The 21,212-nt window shown below is 72.8% G+C and carries 19 protein-coding genes and 1 pseudogene; 12 read left to right on the plus strand and 8 right to left on the minus strand.

Annotated elements, in window-relative coordinates; all coding sequences use genetic code 11:
- Nucleotides 1–96: 96 nt before the first annotated feature.
- Both WMF31_RS21835 and WMF31_RS21840 read right to left on the minus strand, forming a co-directional pair.
- The gene (locus WMF31_RS21835) at nucleotides 97–702 is read right to left on the minus strand and encodes an antibiotic biosynthesis monooxygenase family protein (RefSeq protein WP_436603804.1); all 606 of its coding nucleotides are present in this window, start codon (nucleotides 700–702) and stop codon (nucleotides 97–99) included.
- Nucleotides 703–746: 44 nt separating this feature from the next.
- The gene (locus WMF31_RS21840; protein ID WP_436603805.1) at nucleotides 747–1,151 is read right to left on the minus strand and encodes a hypothetical protein; all 405 of its coding nucleotides are present in this window, start codon (nucleotides 1,149–1,151) and stop codon (nucleotides 747–749) included.
- A gap of 314 nt (nucleotides 1,152–1,465) precedes the next feature.
- Between WMF31_RS21840 and WMF31_RS21845 the strand changes: the two genes are divergently transcribed.
- Both WMF31_RS21845 and WMF31_RS21850 read left to right on the plus strand, forming a co-directional pair.
- Entirely contained in the window at nucleotides 1,466–2,497 is a 1,032-nt protein-coding gene (locus WMF31_RS21845; protein ID WP_436603806.1) for a sensor histidine kinase, read from the plus strand.
- The gene (locus WMF31_RS21850; protein WP_436603807.1) at nucleotides 2,494–3,267 is read left to right on the plus strand and encodes a LytR/AlgR family response regulator transcription factor; all 774 of its coding nucleotides are present in this window, start codon (nucleotides 2,494–2,496) and stop codon (nucleotides 3,265–3,267) included. The genes WMF31_RS21845 and WMF31_RS21850 overlap by 4 nt, the downstream gene beginning before the upstream one ends.
- Before the next feature lie 16 nt (nucleotides 3,268–3,283).
- Here the strand turns inward: WMF31_RS21850 and WMF31_RS21855 are convergent, their stop codons facing one another.
- Together WMF31_RS21855 and WMF31_RS21860 are read right to left on the minus strand one after the other, a co-directional pair.
- On the minus strand, nucleotides 3,284–4,447 hold the full coding sequence (locus tag WMF31_RS21855; RefSeq protein ID WP_436603808.1) for a S1C family serine protease: 1,164 nt from the start codon (nucleotides 4,445–4,447) through the stop codon (nucleotides 3,284–3,286).
- A gap of 9 nt (nucleotides 4,448–4,456) precedes the next feature.
- Nucleotides 4,457–5,656 (minus strand): hypothetical protein, encoded by a 1,200-nt coding sequence (locus WMF31_RS21860; RefSeq protein ID WP_436603809.1) that lies wholly within the window; start codon nucleotides 5,654–5,656, stop codon nucleotides 4,457–4,459.
- Nucleotides 5,657–5,751: 95 nt separating this feature from the next.
- On the opposite strand from WMF31_RS21860, the gene WMF31_RS21865 reads away from it, so the two are divergent.
- The 4 genes from WMF31_RS21865 (at nucleotide 5,752) to WMF31_RS21880 (ending at nucleotide 10,958) form a co-directional block, all read left to right on the plus strand.
- Nucleotides 5,752–6,258: an OmpA/MotB family protein gene (locus WMF31_RS21865; RefSeq protein WP_436603810.1), complete on the plus strand. Its 507-nt coding sequence runs from the start codon at nucleotides 5,752–5,754 to the stop codon at nucleotides 6,256–6,258.
- A gap of 556 nt (nucleotides 6,259–6,814) precedes the next feature.
- Nucleotides 6,815–7,693, plus strand: a complete 879-nt coding sequence (locus WMF31_RS21870) for an extracellular catalytic domain type 1 short-chain-length polyhydroxyalkanoate depolymerase (RefSeq protein WP_436603811.1) — start codon at nucleotides 6,815–6,817, stop codon at nucleotides 7,691–7,693.
- A gap of 147 nt (nucleotides 7,694–7,840) precedes the next feature.
- A complete protein-coding gene (locus tag WMF31_RS21875) occupies nucleotides 7,841–9,415 on the plus strand; it encodes a GMC family oxidoreductase (RefSeq protein WP_436603812.1) in 1,575 nt (524 codons plus the stop codon).
- A gap of 79 nt (nucleotides 9,416–9,494) precedes the next feature.
- On the plus strand, nucleotides 9,495–10,958 hold the full coding sequence (locus WMF31_RS21880; RefSeq protein ID WP_436603813.1) for a glycosyl hydrolase family 8: 1,464 nt from the start codon (nucleotides 9,495–9,497) through the stop codon (nucleotides 10,956–10,958).
- Between the two features lie 13 nt (nucleotides 10,959–10,971).
- Here WMF31_RS21880 and WMF31_RS21885 read toward each other — a convergent pair whose 3' ends face one another.
- Both WMF31_RS21885 and WMF31_RS21890 read right to left on the minus strand, forming a co-directional pair.
- Nucleotides 10,972–11,244, minus strand: a complete 273-nt coding sequence (locus WMF31_RS21885) for a DUF2277 domain-containing protein (RefSeq protein WP_129347636.1) — start codon at nucleotides 11,242–11,244, stop codon at nucleotides 10,972–10,974.
- 21 nt (nucleotides 11,245–11,265) lie between these two features.
- Entirely contained in the window at nucleotides 11,266–11,859 is a 594-nt protein-coding gene (locus tag WMF31_RS21890; RefSeq protein WP_436603814.1) for an esterase/lipase family protein, read from the minus strand.
- A 117-nt stretch (nucleotides 11,860–11,976) separates the two neighbouring features.
- On the opposite strand from WMF31_RS21890, the gene WMF31_RS21895 reads away from it, so the two are divergent.
- From WMF31_RS21895 to WMF31_RS21905, 3 genes and pseudogenes are all read left to right on the plus strand, one after another.
- Nucleotides 11,977–12,579, plus strand: coding sequence for a glutathione S-transferase family protein (locus WMF31_RS21895; protein WP_436603815.1), 603 nt, complete (start codon nucleotides 11,977–11,979; stop codon nucleotides 12,577–12,579).
- A 146-nt stretch (nucleotides 12,580–12,725) separates the two neighbouring features.
- Complete coding sequence (locus WMF31_RS21900) at nucleotides 12,726–13,694, plus strand: BPTI/Kunitz domain-containing protein (protein ID WP_436603816.1); 969 nt, start codon at nucleotides 12,726–12,728, stop codon at nucleotides 13,692–13,694.
- Between the two features lie 130 nt (nucleotides 13,695–13,824).
- Nucleotides 13,825–14,052: pseudogene (locus WMF31_RS21905) on the plus strand (anti-anti-sigma factor); the annotation flags it as partial.
- 2 nt (nucleotides 14,053–14,054) lie between these two features.
- Here WMF31_RS21905 and WMF31_RS21910 read toward each other — a convergent pair.
- Complete coding sequence (locus WMF31_RS21910; RefSeq protein WP_436603817.1) at nucleotides 14,055–17,972, minus strand: protein kinase domain-containing protein; 3,918 nt, start codon at nucleotides 17,970–17,972, stop codon at nucleotides 14,055–14,057.
- A gap of 7 nt (nucleotides 17,973–17,979) precedes the next feature.
- Nucleotides 17,980–18,354: a hypothetical protein gene (locus WMF31_RS21915; protein ID WP_436603818.1), complete on the minus strand. Its 375-nt coding sequence runs from the start codon at nucleotides 18,352–18,354 to the stop codon at nucleotides 17,980–17,982.
- A 548-nt stretch (nucleotides 18,355–18,902) separates the two neighbouring features.
- On the opposite strand from WMF31_RS21915, the gene WMF31_RS21920 reads away from it, so the two are divergent.
- From WMF31_RS21920 to WMF31_RS21930, 3 genes are all read left to right on the plus strand, one after another.
- Entirely contained in the window at nucleotides 18,903–19,508 is a 606-nt protein-coding gene (locus tag WMF31_RS21920; protein ID WP_436603819.1) for a hypothetical protein, read from the plus strand.
- Nucleotides 19,509–19,904: 396 nt separating this feature from the next.
- Nucleotides 19,905–20,300, plus strand: a complete 396-nt coding sequence (locus WMF31_RS21925) for a VOC family protein (RefSeq protein WP_436603820.1) — start codon at nucleotides 19,905–19,907, stop codon at nucleotides 20,298–20,300.
- Between the two features lie 465 nt (nucleotides 20,301–20,765).
- On the plus strand, nucleotides 20,766–21,194 hold the full coding sequence (locus WMF31_RS21930) for a hypothetical protein (RefSeq protein ID WP_436603821.1): 429 nt from the start codon (nucleotides 20,766–20,768) through the stop codon (nucleotides 21,192–21,194).
- The last annotated feature ends 18 nt before the right edge of the window (nucleotides 21,195–21,212 follow it).

Below are 21,212 nucleotides of genomic sequence, written 5' to 3' on the forward strand. Positions count from 1 at the left end.
GACCGGCAGACACCACACGCCCACAACGGCATCGCGCCACGTGCGTGATCGACCACGAGGTTGGCGAACCGCTCGCCGCTGCGCGCGGCGTGGAGCTCAGATGTCGCCGCCGGCCTCGCTCGCGAGGCGCCTCGCCGCCTCCTCCCAGGTCGCTTGCGCCTCGCTCGCTTCCCACGAGATCACGTTGCTGGAGCCGCGGCTGATCGAGGTGATGTGGCCCATGGCGTTGGCGTGGGCCGGGCTGCCGACGAACGCGAACATGTCCTCTTCGCTCTCCCATACGCTGAGCGTGCGGAGCGACACGCACGAGGTCGACTGGAGGGTCGCCGCCCCGACGAGGCCCTTCATCGTGAACAGGCTCTGCATGATCGGACCGCCGAGCTCCATCGCCCGCTGCGTCATCTCGGGCTTGAGGGCCAGGTAGGTCGTCGAGATCAGGTAATTGCCAGGCGGCAGCGCGCCGGTCTCGGGGTCGACGCCGGGGCCCCTGAGGATCGTGTCGCCCTGGCGGTCCGGCTCGAGCTCCCCCTTGGAGCACCCGTCGAACGGCGAGCCCTGCGGCGCGCCTCCGCCGCCGCCCGCTCCGCCGCCGGCCGCTCCGCTCGCGGAGCGCTCTCCGTCGTCCGCGCAGCCGGCGCCCGCCATCGCGGCGACGATCCCCAGGCCAGCCATGAAGCGCTGCAGCGACGCTCGATTCATCATATACAATGATCCTTTCTTCATCCTTCGCTGTCTCCGCGGTGACGTCACAAGGGCCGCACGACGGCGAAATACAGGCCGTCGAACGAGCGCCCGAGCCTCTTCGACACGAATTGATCCGCGAAGCCCATGGCGACGACCCGCACGCCGCCGGCGCCGGCGCGCGCGCCTCGCGACGACGACAGGGTGACGACCCAGCTCCGCTCCCCTTCTTCTCTCTCGACCTCCAGGTACGTGTACGAGCCGGCGGCGAGCCGCTGCACGACGCGCCCCTCGAAGCGCATCCGCTCTCCGGCCGGCAGCGCGAAGGCCGTGAGCGGTCCGAGCGGGCGTGCCCCCGGGGCGTCCGGACCACGGCGCCAGGACGCGCCGGCGCCGAGCAGCGCGGCGGAGACCACCGTCACCCCTGCGAACCACGCCCACCGGCGCCCCGGTCTCCTCGTCGCGCTCATCTCTCTCCCTCGCTCGCGCGCCGTCGGCGCCGCGTGAGCCCATCCTGGGGTCCGCTGGCCCCCGCGGCCCGCGCCCGCCGACGAAGGAGCGGGTGCGCGCGACGAGCGGCGCCAGCGCGCGGACGAGCGACGGGCGGCGCCGCTCGTCGCGCGGCGCCGCCGCTCGTCGCGCGGCGCCGCCGCTCGTCGCGCGGCGACGGCCGTTCATCGCCGCCGCCCCCCGGCCCGGCGGCCCCCTGCTATCCTGCGGGGCCGTGATCGCTGCCCGCGGTGAGCCCAGGTCGCCACGCCCCGTCCTCATCCCGCGGGGAGCGATGTGGTTCGGCGTCATCGCGCCGCCGTTCATCACGCTGCTGGTCAACCCGCACGTGCTCCGGTGGGACGACGCCCACTGGCACTGGACCCATGTGCCGCGCATCCTGGGCGCCATCACGCTCTACAGCAACGTGCTCGTCCTCGCGCAGGCGGCCGCCTACAACGCTGGCCTGGCCCGATTGCCTCTCCACGAGATCCCGCGCCCCGCGCGGTTCGCCCTCTATGGCCTGACCACCGTCGCCGTGGTGACCGCGGGCACGCTGCTGTCGGCGCCGGTGGTGGGCTCGCTGGTGCCGGGCATGACGATGCACCCGGCCCTGCTCATCGTGCAGGGGGTCCTCATCAGCTTCCTGTGGCTCGGCGGGATCTACATGTACACGCGGTTCATGGCCCGCATCCGCGAGGAGAAGCGCCTCGCGCACCGGGAGCAGCTCGCCGCGCTCGACGCCCGCGTGCGGCTGCTCCAGGTGCGAACGAACCCCCATTTCCTCTACAACAGCCTGAACAGCGCCATGAGCCTCACCGCCACCGACCCCGAGCTCGCCGAGGAGGTGCTGGGGCGGCTGGCCAAGCTCTTTCGTTATTCGCTCGAGGGCTCGGAGCGGCACGTCGTCCCGCTGGGCGACGAGATCGCCAACGCGATCGACTACCTCGAGGTGGAGACGATCCGGTTCCAGGAGCGGCTGCGGTATGTGATCCTCGTGGACCCGTCGCTCCACTCCATCGAGGTGCCGCCGATGCTGCTCCAGCCGCTCGTGGAGAACGCCGTCAAGCACGGCACCAGCCGACGCGTGGAGGGCGGCTCAGTGACCGTCCGCGCCGAGGTCGAGGGCGACGATCTGCTGCTGTCCGTGCACGACGATGGCCCCGGCCCAGACGGCTCGAGGCACCGCGGGACCGGCACCAGCCTGACCGACCTGCGAGAGCGGCTGCGGATCCTCTATGGCGAGGACGGGCGCCTGTCCGCGGGGGCGGGCCCTGCGGGGGGATACGAGGCGCGGCTGCGCTTGCCCGTGCGGTGGAGCCGATGAGGCTGCGCGTGCTCGTGGTCGACGACGAGGCGCTCGCGCGGGCGCGGCTCGTCCGCATGCTCGCCCGCGTCCAGGACACCGAGGTGGTCGGCGAGGCGGCGACGGGCGCGGACGCGCTCTCGCGCTCGCGCGCGCTCCGCCCCGATCTGCTCCTGCTCGACGTGGACATGCCGGGGCTGGACGGGTTCGGCGTGGCCGAGGCGGCCGACGCGCCGCTCGTGGTCTTCACCACGGCGCACGCGCAATACGCGGCGCTCGCCTTCGAGGCGGATGCCGTCGATTACCTGCTCAAGCCCGTGGCGCAGGAGCGCCTCGAGCGGGCCCTGGAGAAGGTCCGCCAGCGCCTGCTCGCGCGCTCGATCACCGCCGCCGCGACGCGCCCACCGGAGCCGGCGGAGGCGCCCTCCCCGCGCGCCTCCGAGGCGGCCTCTGCGGGGAGCACCGCCGCGCTCCTGACGGTCCACGACGGCGGCAAGGTTCGCTTCTTCGATCCGCTCCGCGTCACGCGGTTCCGCGCCGAGGACAAGTACACCGCCTTCTCGCTCGACGGGGAGGAGCACCTCCTGCGCGAGAGCCTGAGCGCGCTGGAGGAGCGCCTCGCGCAGCTCGGCTTCCTCCGCGTGCACCGGGCCGAGCTCGTCCGCGCGAGCGCGATACGGGCGCTCACGCCCGAGGCGGGCGGAGCGCTGCTCCACCTCTCCGATGGACAGACCGTCTCGGTGAGCCGCCGCTTCCTGCCAGCGCTCAGGCAAGCGCTGGGGATGCGGTAGCGCCCGCGCGCGCCGCTCACCGCCGCGGCGCTGGCGGCACGAAGGGCCGTCCCGCGCTCACCACGATGGTGCGGACGATCGGATAGTGGATGCGCACGTGAGGCGCCCTCAGGTTCACGTCCCGCGCGAGCTTCAGCGAGAGCGACAGGAGCCGCTCCGCGGCGCCCCTGTCGGCCGGGGCGAGCTGCGTCGGCTCCGCCTTGCTGCGGCTCTCCAGGAGCGCGAGCCCCATGTTCCACGCGTGCGCCGCGACGAGCGCCTCCTCCTCGGGCGTCCGCGGCGCCGCGCTGGCCCGCTGCAGGACCGTGAGGCTCGTCTTCTCGTAGACCGGGCGCTCGTCGCTGGTGCGAACGAAATCCGCGAGGAGCCCTGCAAGGACGCGCCCGCCCTCCCCGTGCGCCGGCGCGCCCTCGTGGCGGAGCACCGCCCTGGCCCGCTCGACCGACTCGCGCACGTGGCGGAGCGGCTCGATGACGGCGATGTTCTCCAGGCCTGCCTCCGGCGCGCCGCGCTGCGAGACGATGCCGAGGAGCTGCCCCGCGCCGTTGGTCACCGGCCCGCCGGAGTTGCCGGGATTGACCCCCATCGCGAGCTGCAAGCTCCCGCTGTTGAGCTGGCGGCTCACGACGCCCGCCGTGGCGGCGGGATACCGCTCCCGGAGATCGACGGGATAGCCGCTCGCGCTCACCTGCTCCGCCATCTGGAGCGGCGGATCGTGCGCGGGGAGGGAGAGCACGTCGGCGAACGACCCGGCCGCGTGCAGCACCGCGACGTCCCGCTCCGGGTGGACGAAGACCACCCGCGCCGCCAGCGCGTCGGTGTGACCCGGCAGCAGCACCGCGATGAGATCCGCCCCGCTGGTCACGTGCGCCGCCGTGACGATGAGCCCGCTCCGGTCGGTGACGAACCCGGTGCCATGGCTGATCTCGCCGATCGCCGGGAGGCGCACCAGGCCGGTGCGGCTGCTCTGGACCCGCGCCGGCCGGATGCCGCTCAACGTCACGACGCGCACCGTGGCCCGATCGAGCGGGCGCAGCTGGATCGGGCTCGGCCCGCTCCCGGCCTGCGAGGCCGCCTTTCCGCTCGGGGCCCGCGTCGCAGCCTTTCCGTTCGGGGCCTGCGCCGCCACGCCGCGGGGGAGCGCGAGGAGGAGCACGAGGGTGAGGAGCGCGGTTCGCATCGACGTGCCTCAGAGGATCTTGAAGTGTTCGAAGAACCTGTCGATATGGGGCTTCGACGCCGCCTCGCGGCGGAGAGGCACGGTGGCGCGGACGTCGTAGACGCGGCCCGCCGTCAGGAAGAGGCGTGTATGGATGAGGTAGTCGCCGTGCTCGACGACGATCGAACGCCCGGCGTAGCCCCGGGACTGGACGTCGCGCTCCTCTCGCACGCGCGCCCCGCCGGCGAGGAGCGACGCGCGGAGGTGCTCGACGAGCTTCATCTTCGGAGCCTCCCCGACCCGCACCTCGTAGACCCTGTAGCTCTCGACATCGGTGGTCACGGAGTAGACGTTGACCTGATAGGTCTCCTCCGCGAGCGGCAGCGTCACCTCCTCGTGACGCACCGAACCGGGCATGACGGCGACGAAATCCGCTTCAGGAGGGCAGACGTGCTCCCAGCGGGCCAGGTCCAGCTTGCCGCTCCCGACCGGCGACGTGGCCTCGGCCGGCGTGACCGCCACGGAGCCCAGGTAGGCCGCGACGATGGGGGCGAGCCGGGCCTGCTCCTCGATCGCGTGGATCGCGAAGGCGCCGAAGAGGCGCTGCCGGCCGAGGAGGAGCCGGACGTGCATCATCGTGCCGCGCTGCCGATCGACCAGCGCGACGTCCCTGCCCTGGAGCCCCCCGGACATGAACTCGCGCCGGGACACGACCTCCGAGGTGTCCGCCGGAGCGCGACCCGGCGGGTCCTCGGCGATCAGATCCACGAGCGCGCCGCCCTTGATCGGGTGGCCCGTGAAGCCCACGGGGTCGTGGACGATGCGGAACCCGAGGACGACGTCGCGCAGGACGTTGGCGCCGAAGAACACCCCCATCACGCCGCCGTCGTCCGCGATCTCGGTCTCACGCTCGACCTCGGGCTGCATCGGCATGCGGACCGAGAAGCCGTGGTCCGGGATCGTGACCGATTGCCAGGTGGCCGGGCTCGGCGTCATGGCCTGCCCGGCGTGAGCGCCGTACGTCCCGTTGCACCCCGCCCCGAACGCGCAGAGCGCCGAGGCGGCGAGGAGCGACAGCGCCCTGCAGGCAGCGCGCAGGGCGGCCCTGCCTGGGCTCCGCGGGGTCGCCTGGCTCCGCGGCGTCGACCGGCGCCGTCCGCCCTCCTGCTGCGCGGGGCCGGGGTCGGGCCTCGCGTCGGGGCCCGCGGCATGAGAGATGGATACGAGCACGCGGCGAGCCCTCCAGAGGTCCTGATCGAGTCCGAAATAAGGAGACGCGAGGTCGTTCCGCGGTGTCAAGCGCGAACTGGCTCCTTCCGCGCGCGTTGAAGCGCAGACGTATCCCATGCCCTGCATTCACCCCGGCGCCCGCGCCGCTCGACGCTGCGAAGATCCCCCGGTCGGCCGAGCGCTCCGGGAGCGCCGAGCTGTCGCCCGACGGACAGGCCGCGCTGAAGGAGGTCGCGAGCGTCCTGAAGGAGTACGAGGACCGGCAGTTCATGGTCGCCGGGCACACCGACAACGTGCCCCTGGCCGAGGCCAAGTACCGCAACGACTGGGAGCTCTCCACGGCGCGCGCGCTGACGGTCACCGAGTTCGTCATCGCGGCCGGCATGCGCCCGGACAACCTCGTCGCGGCGGGCTACGGCGAGTTCGACCCGGTGTCTCCGAACAACACGCCTTCAGGCCGGCAGGAGAACCGGCGCATCGAGATCGTCCTCTTGCCGAGCGTCGATGAGCTGCCGCGGCTCATGGACCAGCAGGAGGGGCCGGCGCCGGCCGGGGCGTCCATCCCGGCCGCCGCCTCCGCCGCGCCTTCCGCGCCGCGTTGACGAGACAGGTGGATTCCCGGGGGGCTGTCCCTATCCATCGAGTCGATCGGACGGCACGTATCGCCCGATTCTCTCATGACGTGTGCTGGCCGCCCGCGCTGATCGCGACGGCGTCCGACAGGTCCGACGCGCGCGTCCACCCGCGCCCCCCGCGATCAGAGCTGCGTCCGGCTCCCGCGCCCGTTGAGCCCGCACGCGAGGTCCCGGTCGCGCCGTTCGCCCAGACGTCGGGGTCGATGCACGCGCCGTGGTCCTGCCACTGCCCGCCCGCGCAGCGCTGCGGCAACACGCCCGCGCCGTTGGCTCCGCAGCTCAGCTGAAACGTTCGGGCCATAACGCACACGCCGGAGCGCGGCGCTCCGCGCGCGAGCTCGGGAGAGATGAGGCTATACCGGATCGTGGCGGGCACAGCGCGCCGCGCGCCGTGCCCTTTCCGGGGGAGGTTCGCATGGATTTCATGGGGCGCAGGAGAGAGAGCTTCCTGGTCATTCTCGCCGTCGTTGCTGGCTGCGGCTCGCCGGAGCCACCTGGAGCGCTGGCGGTGGCGGAGGGCGCCGTGGCAGGCAGGCCGGGCTGCGCGCGCGCGTCGCGCCCGGCCGGCGATCACTGGGTTCACGTGACGAGCGGCGGCCTCGAGCGCGTTGCGCTCCTGCACGTCCCGAGCTGGCTGCGCCAGCGCGGCAAGGGCGCGCCGCTGGTGCTCGACTTTCATCATGCCAACGGCACGCCCGAGATGGAGGCCGCGCTCTCCGGCCTCAGCGCGCTCGCGGACGAACGAGGGCTCCTGGTCGCTTATCCCGCGGGCGTGGGCGGGAGCTGGAACGCCGGCGCGTGCTGCGGCCAGGCGTGGGTGGACGGCGTCGACGACGTGGGCTTCACGCGGGACCTGATCGACGCGATCTCCGACGAGCACTGCGTCGATCCGGGGCGCATCTTCGTGACCGGCATGTCCAACGGCGCGCTCATGGCGCACCGCCTCGGCTGCGAGCTCGCGGACACCATCGCGGCGATCGCCCCGGTCGCCGGCGTCCTGCATCTGGCACCGGAGGACACGTGCGCTCCGACGCGCCCTGTCTCCGTGCTGCACGTGCACGGGACCGAGGACCCCAGCATTCCCTATGATGGAGGCACGGGATGGGTGCCGGTGCCGATGCCGGGGAGCCTCGAGTTCATCTCCGTTGCCCAGAGCCTCGCGACATGGCGAGATCGCGACCGCTGCGCCGACACCTCGCACCGCACCCATGCGCGCGGCGACACCACGTGCACCGCGTGGTCGAGGTGCGCCGACGGCGCGGCGGTCGAGCACTGCGCCGTCGAGGGGGGCGGGCACACGTGGCCTGGCGGAGGGGATCTGCCGCCGGTGTTCGGACCGAAGAGCGAGACGTTCCATGCGAGCGAGCGGATGCTCGATTTCTTCGAGGAGCACGCGAGGTGATGAGTCCACCGCGAGGCCCCGTACCGCTATCACTGGCTCATCCACCCGGACCCGAGGGGTCGTCCTGACATCGAGCGATTCTTCGCGCGGCCGGCTCTCGCGGCCCGTTGCCGGGCAACGCGATCCCGTGTAGGTCGTGTGTCCAACGTGTTTCGCTCCTCTCCGCCCTCTCCGTCGTCGTCCCGCCCGGGCAGCGCCGCGGAGCTCGTCGTGGTCGGGGCCGGCTCGGCCGGCGCCGTGATCGCCGCGCGCGTCACGGAGCGCGCGGATCGCGAGGTCCTGCTGCTCGAGGCGGGCCCCGACTACCCCGACCCGGCGCGCCTGCCCGAAGACCTCCGGGACGGCTCCCGCAACTCGTGGCTCGCGCACGACTGGGGTTACCGCCACCGGCCCACGCCCGGGCAGATCATGTTCCTGTTCCCGCGCGGCAAGGTGGTCGGCGGCTCGTCGGCCGTGAACACGTGCATCGCGATCCGCGGCCAGCCGTACGATTACGACGAGTGGGCCGCGCTCGGCCTGCCCGACTGGGGCTTCGACGCGTGCCTGCCGTATTTCAAGCGCCTCGAGGACGACCGCGACTTCGGCGAGCCCTGGCACGGCAAGGGCGGCCCGGTGCCCATCCGCCGCGCCCGGCGCGAGGAGCTCGTGCCGTGGCAGGCGGCGTTCGTCGACGGGTGCAGGGGGCTCGGCCACCCCGCGTGCGCGGACACGAACGATCCGCGCGCGCCCGCGGGCGTCGGGCCGCACGCGATGAACAAGATCGACGGACAGCGCATGAGCGCGGCGCGCTGCTACCTGACCGCCGAGGTGCGCCGGCGGGAGAACCTGCGGCTCCGGCCGCGCACCACGGTGCGGCGCGTGCTCGTGCGAAACCGCCGGGTCGAGGGGGTCGAGATCGAGGCCGACGGCCGCGTCGAGGTCGTCGCGACGCGGAAGGTGGTGCTCTGCGCGGGCGCGATCGCGACGCCCGGGATCCTCCTGCGCAGCGGGATCGGGCCGCGCGCAGAGCTCGCGCGGCTCGGGGTCGCGCTCGTGTCCGACGTGCCCGCCGTGGGGGCGCGGCTGCTCGACCACCCGGGGGCGGCCATCGCCCTGTGGCCGCGCCGCCGCGGGCTCCTCGACGTCGCGCGCGACCCGCTCGTCCAGACGGTGCTCCGCTACACGTCGCGCGGCAGCCCGTACCCGAACGACATGCAGCTCCAGCCGGGCTCCTTCTTCCCGCTGCACCCGCGCCTCACGATCCCGGCGTTCGCGATCGCGTGCTGCATCGGCAAGCCGCGCGGCGCCGGCCGCATCGAGTACCCGAGCGCGGACCCCCACGCGCGGCCCCGCATCGCCTCGAACATGCTCGTCGACCGCGAGGACCTCGCGCGCGCGGTCGAGGCGCTCGAGCTCGCGTACCAGGTCGCCCGAACCGCGCCGATGCGCGAGCTCGGCTGGTTCGTGTGGCCCACGGAGCGCACGCTGATGCGGCGCGAGGCGCTGGAGAGGTGGATCTACCGGAGCTGCGGCTCCGGCTATCACCCGTGCGGCACCGCCCCGATGGGGCCCGAGGGGGCCGCGTCGGCGGCGGTCGACGGGCGCGGGCGCGTCCGCGGCGTCGAGGGCCTCCTCGTCGCGGACGCGAGCATCATGCCGACCATCCCGAGCGTGAACACGAACCTGACGGCGCTGATGATCGGCGAGCGGTTCGGCGAGTGGCTCCGCGAGGGGGCGGTCTAGTGCGTCGTCACCCGAGCTCGTCCCTGGTTCAGTCTTGCACGAATCGAGAAGACCCTTGATCACGCCAACGAGGACAGCGATGAACTCACGAATGGTAACGGTCATATCATCATGGCTCGCGCTCGCGGCATTCGCCTGCGCGCCCAGCAACCAGGGCACCCAGGTCGGCTCCCCCGATCCGGCGAGCGCCGCCGCGCAAGCCAGCGGCGCCCCTCAGGCCGGCACCGCGACGCAGACCAGCGCGGCGCAGGGGTCCCCGACGCCGGAGCCCGCGCCCCAGGATCGAGCGCTCCGGCCCGCTGCCAAGGGAGCGTACTTCACGGGCGAGTACCGCAACCTGTTCGCCGAGCTGGGGCACAAGCCCGCCGAGATCGACGCCAAGATCGCGAAGGCCTACGCGCAGCTCTTCCATGGCGATCCCAAGGAAGAGGCCGTCATGTTCGCGGCGGGGAAGAACGCGAACGGCCCCAAGGCGTACATCATGGACATCGGCAATGGCGACGTCCGCTCCGAGGGGATGTCGTACGGCATGATGATCGCCGTGCAGGTCGATCGAAAGGACGACTTCGACGCGCTGTGGAACTGGGCCAAGTCCCACATGTACCACGCGGATCCGCGTCGCCCCGGCTTCGGCTATTTCTCCTGGCAGATGCGCCCGGACGGCACGGCCATGGACGAGAACCCCGCCCCCGACGCGGAGGAGTATTTCGCCACGGCGCTACTGTTCGCGTCCCATCGCTGGGGAGACGGCAAGGGGATTTACGACTACCGGAAGGAGGCCCTGAGCCTGCTCGACGCGATGAAGAACCGCAAGCCCATCACCGGGCCGGTCAACGCGGACAAGCGCAAGACCACCTTGCACTCGCTCTTCAACACCGAGCACAAGATGGTGCGGTTCACGCCCGACTCGGACAACTTCTCGAAGAACGGCGATCACACCAACCCCTCGTATCACCTGCCTGCGTTCTACGAGCTCTGGGCGGCCTGGGGCCCCGAGGCGGATCGCGCGTTCTGGGCCGAGGCGGCCAAGGTGAGCCGCGACTTCTTCGTCAAGACGACCCATCCGAAGACCGGGCTCGCCCCGGACTACGCCAACTTCGACGGCACCCCCAAGGCCGCTTCCTGGGACGCAGGGACCGCCAACTTCCGCTACGACGCGTTCCGCACCGCGATGAACTGGGCGGTGGACGCGGCGTGGTGGGCGAAGGATCCGCGGGAGATCGAGCTGAGCGATCGACTCCTCGCGTTCTTCGAGGCGCAGGGCCCCGGGTACCGGGCCAACTTCAGCCTCGACGGCAAGCCCCTCGTCGATCACGAGTCGCTCGGGCTCGTGTCGATGAACGCCGTCGCTGCCCTTTCGGCCACCCATCCGCGGGCCTGGCGCTTCATCGAAGAGCTGTATCGACGTGAGCCGCCCACCGGCAAGTGGCGCTACTATGACGGCATGCTGTACACGATGTCGCTGCTGCACTTGAGCGGGAAGTTCCGCATCATCATGCCGCCGGCGCAGCCCTCGGCGTCCGCTGCCGCGGGCAAGGGCTAGCTCGCGACGGCGATCAGCCGCGGCCGAAGCGGAGGCGTGAGCGCTCGCGCGCCTTGTCGGCCTCGATCGCGCGATCGCGCGGCGGGGCGGTCGTGGACAGCGACGTGATCAGCACGCGGGCGGCGGCCGCGACGTCCTCCACCGCGCGCGTGAACGCCGCCTCGTTCGCCCGCGACGGCGCGTTGAAGCCGCTCAGCTTGCGCACGAACTGCAGCGACGCCGCGCGGATCTCCTCCTCGGTGGCTGGCGGCTCGAAGTTGAACAGCGTCTTGATGTTCCGGCACATGGCGACCTCCGAGGCCGCGGCTCAGCGCGCGAGGATCTCCGCGACGGCATCGAGCACCCGGCGGTCCGACAGCATCCACCGGTGCAGCGCCACGGGCACCGCGCGCGTCGTCCGCGCCCCCGGCAGGATACTCGATCGCGCCGGCACGATCATGACGTCGTAGGGCGTGTAGAGCGCGTGGACCTCGACCGGCCCCCACGGGTCCGTGTCCGAGGCGAGGTCGCGGAGGAGCGGGCTGCCGGGCCGCATCTGCCGCACGCCCTCGTACGGCAACCACAGCGCGCTCAGCGTGCCCTGGTGCGGCCCGGAGATCGACACGAACCGCTGCACCCGCGCGCGCCCCCGGCCCCGCTGGATGTAATAGCGCGACACCAGCGCCCCCATGCTGAAGCCCACCACGTCCAGCGCTCGCGCCGAGGTCTCCGCGAGCACCGCCTCCACGATCCCGTCGAGCTGCTCGGCGAGGCGCTCGATGCGCTCGCGCCCGTCGTTCGGCGCCAGATCGAACGCCCGCGCCCGCCGGACGCCCCGCGCCTCGAGCCCCGCCCGCAGGCGGTCGAGCCGTGCCGCCGAGTCCCAGATCCCGTGCACGAGCACGACCGGCGTCTCGCTCATGCCGCAAGCAGTACGACGCGCCGGCGCGCCGTCAAGCGCAGGGCGAGGTGCGGGCTCGCGCTCCGCCGCGCGCCCCCGCTCGCGCCCCACCGGGCGCCCTGGTAGAGCGATGGGGCCATGATCAAGCTCTACGAGTACGCCCCCTCCGGCAATTGCTACAAGGTGCGCCTCCTGCTCTCGCACCTCGGCATCCCGCTCGAGCGCGTCGCCGTCGATCTGCACGCCAGGGCGAGCCGCACGCCCGAGTTCCTCGCGAAGAACCCCAACGGCCGCGTCCCCGTGGTGGAGCTCGAGCCGGGCCGCTACCTGGCGGAGTCGAACGCGATCCTGTGGTACTTCGCCGAGGGCACCGGGTACCTGCCCGAAGACCGCCTCGGCCGCGCCGAGGCCCTGCAGTGGATGTTCTTCGAGCAGTACAGCCACGAGCCCTACGTCGCCGTCGTCCGCGCGTGGGTCGCCTACTTCGGGGTGCCGCAAGGCAAGGAGCAGGAGCTGGTCGAGCGGCGGGAGAGAGGCTATGCCGCGCTCGACGTGATGGAGCGGCACCTCGTCGCGCGCTCCTTCTTCGTGGGCGAGCGCTACGGCATCGCCGACATCGCGCTCTACGCCTATACCCACGTCGCCGACGAGGGCGGGTTCGATCTCGCCCGCTACCCCGGCATCGGGGCGTGGATGGCGCGCGTGAAGGCGCAGCCGCGGCACGTCAGCATCAAGGAGTGAGCCCATGCGCCGGGCACGGCGCTCGACGACGTCGTCACGGTGTGCCGCGCGGCGTGGCACACCGCGCTCCATCGCGCTCGGCGCTGCGCGCCGTTCGCGACCCGCCGGCCAGACGACAACGGCACGGCTGTTGCTATGATTCCGGCATGCTCCAGCGAATCTCCCTCAGTCCAGCGATCCTTGGCAGTCTTCTGCTCGTCGCGAGCTGTACCATCACGGTGAACAACGGCGGCACCGGCGGCGCGGGCGGCTCCAGCGGCCCTGGCGGCGCGGGCGGCTCCAGCGGCCCTGGCGGCGCGGGCGGCTCCAGCGGCCCTGGCGGCGCGGGCGGCACCGGCGGCTCCAGCGGCCCTGGCGGCGCTGACGGCGGCGCCAGCGGCCCCGGCGGCGCTGACGGCGGCGCCAGCGGCCCCGGCGGCGCTGACGGCGCCGGCGGCTCCGGCGGCGGACTGCCCGTCGCGTGCACGCTGCCGCAGGAGGTCGGTCCCTGCAAGGCCGCGATCCGGGCGTACTGGCACGACCCGGAGACCGGCGTGTGCGAACCGTTCATCTATGGTGGCTGCGAGGGCAACGCGAACCGCTTCGATACCCGCGAGGCGTGCCAGGAAGCGTGTCACGGCGGGACTCCCGACATGGATGCCTGCGAGGCCCCGGGCGATTGCGTCCTTGCGGCGGTGGACCGTTGCATGGATTGCGACCCTGTTCATGCCGTCTCGTTCGTGGCGGTCAACCGCTCCATGAAGGACGCCTACGACATCGCGAACCAGTCCCACGACGTCGCCTGCGAACCTTGCCCGGACGTCCCCGAGGCCGAGCGCACGTCCCAGTACTTCACCGCGACGTGCGAGCGCGGCCGCTGCGTCGTCCTCGACGTGCGCGAGTCGCCGCTCACGGAGTGCGCCGAGGACGCGGACTGCGCGCTGCGCGACGGCCTCGGCTGCTGCGAGGGGTGCGATGGAACAGGCATCGTCGCCCTCGACCAGAGCGCGGATCTCACAGGCATGGTCTGCCCCGAGGACTTCGGCGCGTGCCCTCCCTGCGCGCCCCAGTACCCGCCGGGGATGACGGCGGTCTGCTCGGCGGGCCGGTGCCGACCGGAGATCAAGACGCCGTGATCGGAGGGCACCTCCACCGTGCGGCGCGCTCGACCCGGGATCTCCTCTCCCCCTGGGGAGCGGCCCGAAGACAACTCTCCACTTCGCGCCGGCCCGAGGAAAGACGCGATCGAGATCCGACGGGCAGTGCCCGGTCCGTGACGAGCGCGGCGCGGCGTGCGGGGTCATCGGCTTCACGCTCGACATCACCGAGGTGAAGCGCACGGAGCAGGAGCTCCGAGCCCGGCTGGATCTGATCGAGCGACAGCAGCAGGTCATCCGCGACCTGTCGACCCCCATCATCCAGGTCTGGGACGGCGTGCTGACCTTGCCGATGATCGGCGTGGTCGACAGCGCGAGGACCGCAGAGGTGATGGAGGCTCATCCCCGGCTCCGCGCCGCGCGGACAGGCCCTTCCTCGCCGAGCCACTCGCGGGCGAGACGGAGTATCCTGCGGTTCTCCGGGACGCCCTCGAAGAAGCGCGTTCGATAAGTGGGCTCGCTGATCCTCGCGGCGATCGCGACCAGGCGGGCCCGGGCGTCGGCGAGGGCCGCGCGGGCCCGGTCGTGGCGCCCCGTGGCCACGAGGCTCTCGACGTGGACGAGCCGGAGGAAGGCGCCGCCCCGGAAGAAATGGTCGTGCCCGTTCACGGCCTGACGCGCGAGGCCGTCCTCCGCCGCGGCGAGCGCCTCGACCGGCTTGCCCTGCGCGAGCTTCAGCGCCGCCTTCGTGGCGAGCACGCCGGGCACGTCGGTGATGCACGACCGGCTCAGCAGGTCGAGGGCGCCCTCGACCTCCCGCTCCGCTTCCTCCAGCGCGCCCGCGCGCCGGAGCACCTCCGCGAGGACCCAGCGGCCCCGGCCCTCGTCGAGCGGCACGCCGCGGTCACGCCCCGAGGTGGCGAGGTGCGCCGCAAGGACGCGCGCCTCGTCGATCTCGCCGCGATCCGCGCGCAGCCAGGCCAGGATGAACGGCCGGTGCGTCGAGACGAGCGTGAGCTCGGCGTCCGCCATCGGCAACGCCTGGAGCATCCGCTCGGCCTCGTCCGTGGCGCCGAGGCACCAGAGGCACAGGGCCACGATCATGCTCCCGACGCTCTCCATGCCGCGGTGGCCGCACTGCCGGGCGAGCGCGAGGCCCTTCTTTGCGTGCTCCAGCATCCCGGCGGCGTCCCCCCGCTGCTGCTCCCGCGCCACCTGGGCCATGCAGTCGAAGCACCTCACGATCTCGCTCCGGCTCCCGGCGGCCCGCGCGATCGCCGTGAGCTTCGCGTGCAGCGCCTCCCAGTCCGGAGAGCGCCCCATCATGTCGAGGGTGATGGTGGCCAGGGTCAGCGCGACCGTCATCGGGTACGCCGCGTCCGGCGCCACGTGCACGTCCTCGAGCTCGCCCGCGACGGCGAGGATCTCCTCGGCGTTCCCCGCCACGGCCGCCCCCGCGATCCAGGCGGCCACCCCCTGGGACCAGGGCGCGCTCCCGCGCGGGGCGGCCCGCATCAGCTCCCCGGCCTCGCGCCGCAGGGAGGGCGCGATGTCGAGCTGCCAGATGGCCATCTCGCAGAGCGCGCCGAGCAGCCGGATGCGCAGCTCGTCCGGCGCCTTGAGCGAAAGCCCCCGGCGCGCCAGCAGCACCGCCTCCACCGCGTTGCCGCCCCAGCTCGCCTGCTGCGCCGCCCGCAGGGAATGCCTCGCCGCGGCCGGCTCGCTCCCGCCCTTCTCGAAGTGCTCCGCGAGCGCCCGCGCGTCCTGCTCGCCCCGCGCCTCGAGCCACTCGCCCGCGAGCCGATGGCCGAGCGTCCGGTCGCCCTCGGTCAGCATCGCATAGGCGCCCTCGCGCAGGAGCGCGTGCCGGAACGCGAGCTCCTCTTCGCCCGGAAAGCGGCTCTCGCAGCGCCGGACCAGGATCTCGCGCTCCACCAGCGCCGCGAGCCCGGCCATCACCCCGCCCCGGCGCGCCCCGCCGCCCAGCAGCGCCGCGACGCCCCCGGCCCAGCACACCTCGCCGAACACGCTCGCCGCGCGCAGCAGCCGCCGCGACGCCTCGTCGAGCGCCGCGAGCCGCGACGCAACCATGGCGACGACCGTCTCCGGCATGTCCGAGCCGTGGCCCTCGGCCGTCCAGCGGATCAGCTCCTCCAGATAGAACGCGTTCCCCTCGGACAGGCGCACGATCCGCGCGATGACCTCGGCGTCCGCGCGCTCGCCCAGCACGTGCCGCGCGAGCCGCTCGCCCGCGCGCCGGCTCAGCTCGTTGAGCCGCATCGCGTACAGCCGGCGCTCGTCCCACAGCTTCGGGAAGACGTCGCGCACCTCGGGCCGCGCCACGGCCAGCACGAAGAACGGGCGCTCTCTCAGGTGGCGCAGCGCCGCGTCGAGGAGCTGCACCGTGCCCTTGTCTCCCCAGTGCAGGTCCTCCAGCACCACGAGCACCGGCTTCCTCGCGCAGACCGCCGCCACGAAGTCGAGGAACGCCGCGCGCACCTGGTCCGCCATGAGCCGCGCGTCGCGCCGCGCGGCCTCGATCAGCGGGTTGTCCTCGTACGGGAACGGCGCGCCCACGACCTCGCCCAGGAACGCCGTGACGCGCTGCCGCTCGCCCGGCGCGAGCCACGTGGCCACCTGCGCCACGAGCCGCTCCTGCCGGACCGAGAGCGGCTCGCCCTCGCGGATCCCGCACGCGCTCCTCAAGGCTTGCCCGAGCATCCCGAGCGGCGACCCCGCCCGCGGCGCCTCGCCGCGCGCGGTCCAGATCGCCACGTCCTCGCCGCACCCCCTGAGCTCCTGCACGAACTCCTGCGCCAGCCGCGACTTGCCCACGCCGGGCGGCGCCACGATGAGCGCCGCCTGCGCCGTGCCCTCCTCGACGGTCTCGGCGAACAGCGCCCGCAGCGTGCCGAGCTCGCGATCGCGGCCCACGCAGGGCGTCGCCTTGCCGAGGAGCAGCCGCGCTCCCCTGGCGAGCGCCCGCTCTCCGTGCAGCGAGAAGGACCCCTCCTTTTCCTGCACCTCGAAGCGCGCGTCCAGGAGCCCCGCGACCACCTCGTCGATCGCGACCGCGCCCTGGGGCGCGTCGCCGCGCGCCGCGGCCTCCGCGAGCCGCGCCGCGCGGTCGATCGCCGGCCCGAACGACCGCCCCCGGCGCTCGCCGCGCCCCATGGCCAGCGCGACGCGGCGCCCTCCGGCGAGCGCGCGCAGCGAGAGCGCGCACCGCGCCGCCTGCGCGCAGAGATCGGTCGGGAGGCCCGCGCCCGCCAGCATCACCACCACCGACCCGTCGGCCAGGCGCTCGCTCGCGCCCCCGAGCGCCTCGGCCTCGCGCAGCATCGTCGCCTCCTCGGGGGCCACCGCCAGGGTCGAGGAGCCATCGAGCGACCCCGGCTCGGGGCGCGCCGCCCCGCTCACGAGGATCACCGCCACCGCGCGCTGCTCGCTGCCTGTCAGGGACGGTGACCGGCTCGACCCGGAAGGCGCGTCCGAGAGCGACGGCGCGAGCGCGCGCAGCTCCGCGGCGGCCGCCCAGCCGTCGCTCGGCCGCTCTTCACGCTGCTTGGCCAGCATCCTTTGCACGAGCTCGTCGAGCGACTCCGGCACCTCGGGCCGCGCGCTCCGCGCGCTCGGCGTGTCCTCGAAGAGCACCTTGGTCAGGGTCGCCACCGCGTGCTGCCCGCCGAAGGCGCGCTCTCCCGTCAGGCACTCGAAGAGCACGCAGCCCAGGGAGAACACGTCCGCGCGCGCGTCGACGCCCGCCTCGCTGCGCGCCTGCTCGGGCGCGATGTACCCTGGCGAGCCGAACAGCACGCCCGAGCGCGTCATTCGCGTCGCGTGCCCGAGCCGCGCAATGCCGAAGTCGAGCACCTTCACCGCGTCGAGGCGCCCCCCCGGCAAGAACAGGTTGCTCGGCTTCAGATCCCGGTGAATCACCCCCTGCGCGTGGGCATGGCCGAGCACGTCCGCGACGCGGGCGGCGAGGGCCACGCTCTCGTCGACGGTGAGCGGGCCGCGCGCGAGGCGCGCGGCGAGATCCTCGCCGTCGAGCCACTCCATGACCAGGTACGGGGCGCCCTCGGCGCTCGCGCCGTGCGCCACGTAACGCACCACGCCAGGGTGCGAGAGGCCCGCGAGGATCTGCCCCTCTCGCACGAACCTGGCCGCGCCCTCGGGGTCGCCGCCGGGCAGGACCTTGACCGCCACGGCATCGCCCGTCGCCTGATCACGCGCCTTCCACACCTCCCCCATCCCCCCCGCGCCGGTCCGGCGCTCGAGGAGATAACGTCCTGCGAGGAGGGTCGCCGATCGCACCGCGCGATTATCCGCACACCGGAATGACCGTGTAAAGCAAGGATCCGCCGAAGTACGAGGCGAGCGCCAACACCGAGCGCGTCATGCGAAGTGACGCTCCAGGCCATGACGTGCGGTCAGGATGCAGCGTTATGACATGGCTGTGCACGGCACCTCCGGCCAGCGCGATTCGACGATTTCGTGTCATGGGAGCGAGCAGGTCTCGCCCCTTGCCGGCAGTCTCCTCCGCCGTCTCCGCAGGCGGGGCGGTGAAGGTCGGTGACGTGGGGATCCGCAGGAATTCGTCGGCGGCGTCCATCTCGTGCCCACGCGCGACCCGCGCGCGGGCGCGGGCGTCGATCTCGTGTTCACGCGCGACCCGCGCGCGGGCGTGGGCGTCCATCTCGTGCTCACGCGCGACCCGCACGCGGGTGTGGGCGGGGCGACGTCCTCGACGTCCTCGTGCGCCTCCCGAGGGGCAGCCCGCCCCGCGCCCAGCGCCTCTGGCACGGCTGGCTCGCCCCCGAGACATGACATTGGCACGTTCGGGCACAGCAGGTCACAGAACGGCACTGCAACTTTGCCCCATCACTGGCCACGCATTCCGTGCGCGTCGCGGGTGTGGGCGGGACCGGGGCGTGGGGGCGAGGACGCGGACGACCCGCGCGCGGCGCGGCGAATCCGCGGCAACGGCCGCGGCTCGGTGCGGCGCAGGCCCGGCGAGGCGACGGCCTGCGACTCGCGATCCGGGGCATGGCACGCGTGATGCTCCATCGTCGCGCGAGACGTGCCCGCACGCACGCAGCCGCTCCAGCGCGGCCGCGCGATGCGCGGCCTCGGCCCGGATGCACCTGTCATGGGCAGGGGGCGTCCGGCGTGCGGCGCGTTTCCTTCGAGAGGAGGGCCACCATGGACCGGCATTCTGGTTTGATTCATCGTGCGACGATTGCCATGATCACGGGTCTCTTGCTGTCGGCGTGCACCGTCGACACAGGGGAAAACGGCGACGGGGAGACCGGCGGTGGGGGCGACGACACGGGCTCGCAGCCAGGTGACGTCGATGCCTGCGCGCCGATGGAGGACGACGCGCCGTGTGCGCCGGTGAAGATCGTGATCAAGAACGAGCGCGATGTCCCCATTTACTACCCGGCATGGGGCGAGCATCCGACCTGGAACAACTGTGGTGGCGACGGCTGGAGCGTCGACGGCGAGGACCTGTTCGGCGTGCTGCCCATGTGCGGAGGGCTGCTCGCGGGAGAGCCGGGCTTGCCGGGCTGCGCGCCGGTCTACGTCGAGCTGGCCCCGGGCGCGACGGCGGAGCTCGAGTGGGATCAGCGCGCCACCGAGGTCGTCCCCATCGTCGCGGAGTGCTGGAGTGATCCCGCGTTTTCCTACACGACCTGCGGGCGCTCTCATGTCGTCGAGGGCGGGACGCACGAGCTGGAGACCACGTTCGCGCTCGGCTTCGACGAGAGCACCGGGATCGCGTCCGACCCGTGGACCGTCACGGTGCCCTTCGCGCTGCCCACCGCGGTCGTGGACGTGGTCATCGATTGATCGCGCCGCGACGCGGACGAGCTGGCCCCCTCCCCGTCCCGCCGCGCTGGCCTGTCGCGCCGGCGCCGCCGTCGTCGCGAGCCCTCGCGAGCACGCCCGCTCCTCCCCGCGCTCCGGGCCTCCCCGCGCTCCGGGATCGCGGGGGGCGCACGGCGAGCTCCGCGACGCGGGCGTCGTTGCCCGCCCGCGTCCTCCATGGCAGCCTTCTCCCGTCCGCCGAGCACGCGCCGCGGACCTCGTGCAACGGCTCGCTCGGCAGGAATGGATCCGGAGGGAGGGCATCGAGGTGAATCGCGATATCGAGATGAATCATGACACCGCGCCGGCGGCGGGAGCGATGAGCTGGACCGGGCGGCCAGGCGGGCAGATCAGGGCTCGCCGGAAGGGAGGGTAACCATGGCGGTGCGTCTCAACCACACGATCGTCGCGGCGCGGGACAAGCAGGTGTCTGCCACGTTCCTGGCCGAGATCCTGGGCCTCTCGGCGCCGGTGCCGTTCGGGCCGTTCATGGCCGTGCGGCTCGACAACGACGTCACGCTCGACTTCATGGACACGACCGAAACCATCGAGTCCCGGCACTTCGCATTTCTGGTCAGCGAGGCCGAGTTCGACGAGATCTTCGGCCGGATCCGCCAGCGCCAGATGCAGTACTGGGCGGATCCCATGGCGCGACGCCCCGGCGAGATCAACCGCCGCGACGGCGGGCGCGGCGTGTACTTCGCCGATCCGGACGGGCACTACCTGGAGATCCTCACCCGTCCTTACGGCAGCGGCGGCTACGGCGGCGACTGAGGCCCGACGCCGCAGCCACGACTGCCCCCCCCGACACGGCAGCGACGGCTGCCCCCCGTCGGCCGACCCTGCGCTGGCGCGCTGCGGCCGGGTCGGGGCCGCCTCCATCCCCCGATGGCAGGGCGCGCCGCCCGTGCGCGGGCGGCCGAGCTCTCCCAATGAAGCTGGACTCTCGCTCGAATTCGCCCTCGTCAGGTGCGAGGGGCTCTCGCTGTGCGGCCGTCCTGGGGACGGGTCCGCTCAGGCTTCCCAGGAGCATGGGTCCGGGCGTACCCTGGCGTGCTGTGCGCCGACAGCGTCTCTGCGATTCGCGGAGCGAGCTGCCGTGCCGCTGGACGAGAGGACAGTGAGGAGAGGATGCGAGCGTTGATACGGAGATCGGGCATGCGGTGGCTCGGAGGTGTCTTGGGCTCTCGGCGGGGTGGGTGGCCGCCTCGTCACGCCGCGGCGCTGGTGTTTGTCGTGATGCTGATCGCCACGATGGGTTCGTGCCTTCAGGCCGGAAAAAGGTGCGATGGCGTCGATGGCTTCTGCCCGATCGGCTATGCATGCGTCCCGAGCGGCGAAGGCCGACACCTGTGTCTCGCCCCCGGCCACATCAACAAGTGTGGTAACGAGGTCATCGAGGACGGTGAGGTCTGCGACGACGGGAACGTGCAGAGCGGCGACGGATGCAGCGCCGACTGCCAGTCCGATGAGGACTGCGGCAACGGCATCGTCGATTCGGCGCGCGGGGAGACCTGCGACGGCGGCGCCGACGACATCGCCTGGCTCGAGCTCAACTCCATGACAGATCGTGACCTCCGCGCTGCGTGGGGAGACGGCAGGACCTCCTTCGTCGTCGGCGAGGACGGCACCATCTTCCGCCACACGCGATCGGCACCGCCGAGATAGCCGCGCAACTCCCGTCGA

It is taken from the genome of Sorangium sp. So ce1036, assembly GCF_051369805.1.
Taxonomy (GTDB): domain Bacteria; phylum Myxococcota_A; class Polyangia; order Polyangiales; family Polyangiaceae; genus Sorangium; species Sorangium cellulosum_F.

Bases quoted from the DNA above. Each gene is read 5' to 3' on its own strand.
- WMF31_RS21835 (WP_436603804.1), bottom strand. From the start codon at position 702: ATGATGAATCGAGCGTCGCTGCAGCGCTTCATGGCTGGCCTGGGGATC.
- WMF31_RS21840 (WP_436603805.1), bottom strand. From the start codon at position 1,151: ATGAGCGCGACGAGGAGACCGGGGCGCCGGTGGGCGTGGTTCGCAGGG.
- WMF31_RS21845 (WP_436603806.1), top strand. From the start codon at position 1,466: ATGTGGTTCGGCGTCATCGCGCCGCCGTTCATCACGCTGCTGGTCAAC.
- WMF31_RS21850 (WP_436603807.1), top strand. From the start codon at position 2,494: ATGAGGCTGCGCGTGCTCGTGGTCGACGACGAGGCGCTCGCGCGGGCG.
- WMF31_RS21855 (WP_436603808.1), bottom strand. From the start codon at position 4,447: ATGCGAACCGCGCTCCTCACCCTCGTGCTCCTCCTCGCGCTCCCCCGC.
- WMF31_RS21880 (WP_436603813.1), top strand. From the start codon at position 9,495: ATGAACTCACGAATGGTAACGGTCATATCATCATGGCTCGCGCTCGCG.
- WMF31_RS21885 (WP_129347636.1), bottom strand. From the start codon at position 11,244: ATGTGCCGGAACATCAAGACGCTGTTCAACTTCGAGCCGCCAGCCACC.
- WMF31_RS21890 (WP_436603814.1), bottom strand. From the start codon at position 11,859: ATGAGCGAGACGCCGGTCGTGCTCGTGCACGGGATCTGGGACTCGGCG.
- WMF31_RS21895 (WP_436603815.1), top strand. From the start codon at position 11,977: ATGATCAAGCTCTACGAGTACGCCCCCTCCGGCAATTGCTACAAGGTG.
- WMF31_RS21900 (WP_436603816.1), top strand. From the start codon at position 12,726: ATGCTCCAGCGAATCTCCCTCAGTCCAGCGATCCTTGGCAGTCTTCTG.
- WMF31_RS21915 (WP_436603818.1), bottom strand. From the start codon at position 18,354: ATGGACGCCCACGCCCGCGCGCGGGTCGCGCGTGAACACGAGATCGAC.
- WMF31_RS21920 (WP_436603819.1), top strand. From the start codon at position 18,903: ATGATCACGGGTCTCTTGCTGTCGGCGTGCACCGTCGACACAGGGGAA.
- WMF31_RS21925 (WP_436603820.1), top strand. From the start codon at position 19,905: ATGGCGGTGCGTCTCAACCACACGATCGTCGCGGCGCGGGACAAGCAG.
- WMF31_RS21930 (WP_436603821.1), top strand. From the start codon at position 20,766: ATGCTGATCGCCACGATGGGTTCGTGCCTTCAGGCCGGAAAAAGGTGC.